The sequence below is a fragment of the Brevibacillus sp. NRRL NRS-603 genome, from assembly GCF_003013445.1.
Classification (GTDB): Bacteria; Bacillota; Bacilli; order Brevibacillales; family Brevibacillaceae; genus Brevibacillus; species Brevibacillus formosus.
In genome coordinates this window covers 1-2,900 of sequence record NZ_PXZN01000081.1, presented here as the reverse complement: position 1 = coordinate 2,900, position 2,900 = coordinate 1, and the positions used below count along the sequence as shown (strand labels likewise).

Annotated in this window: 2 protein-coding genes and 1 pseudogene; all 3 read left to right on the top strand. The window is 46.4% G+C overall.

Annotated features, from left to right (window positions below; genetic code table 11):
- Positions 1-168, top strand: a pseudogene (locus C7R94_RS28005) (P1 family peptidase); the annotation flags it as partial.
- 198 nt (positions 169-366) lie between these two features.
- Positions 367-2,115, top strand: a complete 1,749-nt coding sequence (locus tag C7R94_RS28000) for an ABC transporter ATP-binding protein (RefSeq protein WP_106785840.1) — start codon at positions 367-369, stop codon at positions 2,113-2,115.
- 21 nt (positions 2,116-2,136) lie between these two features.
- Positions 2,137-2,900: Fe-S oxidoreductase (locus C7R94_RS27995; protein WP_106785839.1), on the top strand; the 764-nt coding region annotated here is incomplete at its 3' end.

Sequence of the window (2,900 nt, the reverse complement as noted above, 5' to 3'; positions counted from 1 at the left end):
ACGATGAGTGATGGAGATACGATTTTTGCCATCGCCACAGGGGGCGTGGAGGCTTCGGTCAATCTCGTCGGAACGCTGAGTGTCGAAGTGCTGGCGGAAGCGGTTGTCAATACGATCCTCTCTGCCAAATGGGCAGGTGGGGTGCCTGCTTATCAAGATTTACGCTAGGTGAAATTCAGGTTCGAGCCTCTCATTCCTTGATGGATAAGGAGGTTCGAACCGTTTTTTTTCTGCCAATGTGCTCCGTGAAGAAAAAAATTCCAATAAAACATCGATATAAAAGTCAAATCCATATATAATGAAAATGATTTTCAAAATCAAATACTTGATTGATGTTGTTCTTGAGAGAGAGGAGTTGCTGCTTCAATGCTTCGCAGATTTTTTTCTTACTATCGGCCTTATCGTGGATTATTCATCCTCGACTTCACGTGTGCAGTGTTCGTTGCCTTGTTGGAGTTGGGATTTCCGCTTGCAGTGAACATGGTTGTCGATCAATTACTTCCAAGTAAGGATTGGAACATGATCGTGTGGGCGTGCATTGGACTTTTGGCCTTGTATGGTCTTAACGCCGGGATGAACTATGTCGTCACGTACTGGGGACATATGCTTGGAATTAATATCGAGACGGATATGCGCAAGAAGCTGTACGACCATATTCAAAAGCTCTCTTTCCGTTTTTTCGATAATACCAAGACGGGGCATCTGTTATCTCGCCTAACGAATGACTTGATGGAGATCGGGGAGGTCGCGCACCACGGTCCAGAAGATCTGTTTATCGCCGTGATGACGCTGATCGGTGCTTTTCTCCTGATGTACAATATAAATGAAGAAATGGCACTGCTTACGTTTTTGGTGATTCCGCTCTTGATATTCTTCGTTGTTCACTTCAACCGTAAAATGACGAGAGCGTTCCATCGTCTGTACGGCGACATGGCGGATTTCAACGCACGTGTTGAGGACAACGTAGGCGGAATGCGCGTCGTCCAAGCTTTTGCCAACGAGCAATTTGAAAACAAAAGATTTGCTGAGAACAACCAGCGTTTTCGGATCACCAAGCTGTTGTCCTACAAAATTATGGCCCAAAATATTTCCGTCAGCTACGTCTTGATGCGTTTAGTCAATTTGTTTGTCCTGATTTGCGGCAGCTGGTTTGTGATTCAAGGTGAGTTGACCTATGGTGAATTTGTCGCTTTCTTACTGTTAACGAATGTATTTTTCCGTCCGTTGGAAAAAATTAATGCGATTATCGAGAGCTATCCGAAAGGAATTGCCGGCTTCAAGCGCTACATCGAAATCATGGACACAGCACCAGATATTTCGGATGCTCCAGATGCGATCCAGGTAGAGTCGTTGAAGGGCGATATCTCGTACAAGAATGTTTCGTTTAGCTACGACCAAGAGTCTTCTGTTTTGCAAAACATTGATTTGAATATCCGGGCGGGCGAGACCATTGCGTTTGTAGGCCCTTCTGGAGCAGGAAAAACTACGTTGTGCAGCCTCCTGCCGAGATTTTATGAGATCGACGGGGGCAGCATCTCCATTGATGGAATGGATATCCGTCAAATCACGCTAGCGTCATTGCGCAGCCAAATCGGGATCGTTCAGCAAGATGTGTTCCTCTTTTCAGGGACAATTCGCGAAAATATCGTGTACGGAAAACTAAACGCTTCAGAGGAAGAGATCTGGGAAGCAGCACGTCTGGCTAAACTAGAAGAGTTTATCCGTTCTCAGCCTGCTGGTCTGGAGACGATTATTGGTGAACGCGGAGTCAAATTGTCCGGCGGTCAAAAACAAAGACTGGCGATTGCGCGCATGTTCTTGAAAAACCCGCCGATTCTGATTTTGGATGAAGCTACTTCTGCACTTGATACCGAAACGGAGGCGGCGATCCAGCAGTCCTTGCAGGAATTGTCCAAAGGACGTACGACATTGGTCATCGCACACAGACTGGCTACCATTAAAAATGCCGATCGAATCATCGTTGTAACGGAACAAGGCATTACCGAGCAAGGAAGCCATGATCAGCTCTTGGCTCGTGAAGGCATCTATAGCAGACTGTATCAAGCACAGTTTGGCACGTACCTCGACCAGTCAAACAGCGTTTTTTCTAGATAACGAATAGAGGGGGAGATCGTGATGCTAGAATGGGATGACGATTTTATCGCACAGCGGTTTGATATTACTTCAAAAAAGAGACCCAATGCCTTATTTTCCATGAAGGCAAGAGATTTGGTAGACCCGACACATATGAATGAGCTCGTACAAATCTATGCTCCGCTAATCAAGGCACATGAGCTGACTGCTGCTGGTACTTACATCAGCAGTTGGCTCACGAGCCCTTCACTCGGTCTTTCGTACTTGATTTCTGTCTGGAACCGTGCACTTACGATGACGCTGGATCATATGACGATTGAATTGTTTTACGAGGATGATTATCCGCAATTCGCCTTCGTGATCCCGGCGTATGAGATCGTAGAAGCGCCTACGAGCGAAGCAGAGCGTACAATCTGGCTGAAGGAATGCTATCGCGCGTATTTCCGAGACCTCCTGAACCCGTTGCTCACGACTCTTGCAAAGGTAACGGGAAACCCCGAAGCAATGCTTTGGGGACAGTTCCCAACGAAGTTCAATTACTATACGGATGCTTTTGTGGCGTTGGTAGAACAGGATAGCATCAAGCAGCAAGTAAGGGCTGACTACGATGTCCTCTGTAATCAGTTGGAAGGCGAGAGCTTTGGATTGCAAAAAAATCCATTTAAGGTGAAGGTACGCTGGATCGAGGATATGCGTGATCCGCAAGCCAAAGTGCGGATCAAGAACCAATGCTGTTTGTACTATAAGACGGGGGAGCAAAAGTATTGCTATACCTGTCCGCGGATAAAAGAAGAAGAGCGTGCTCT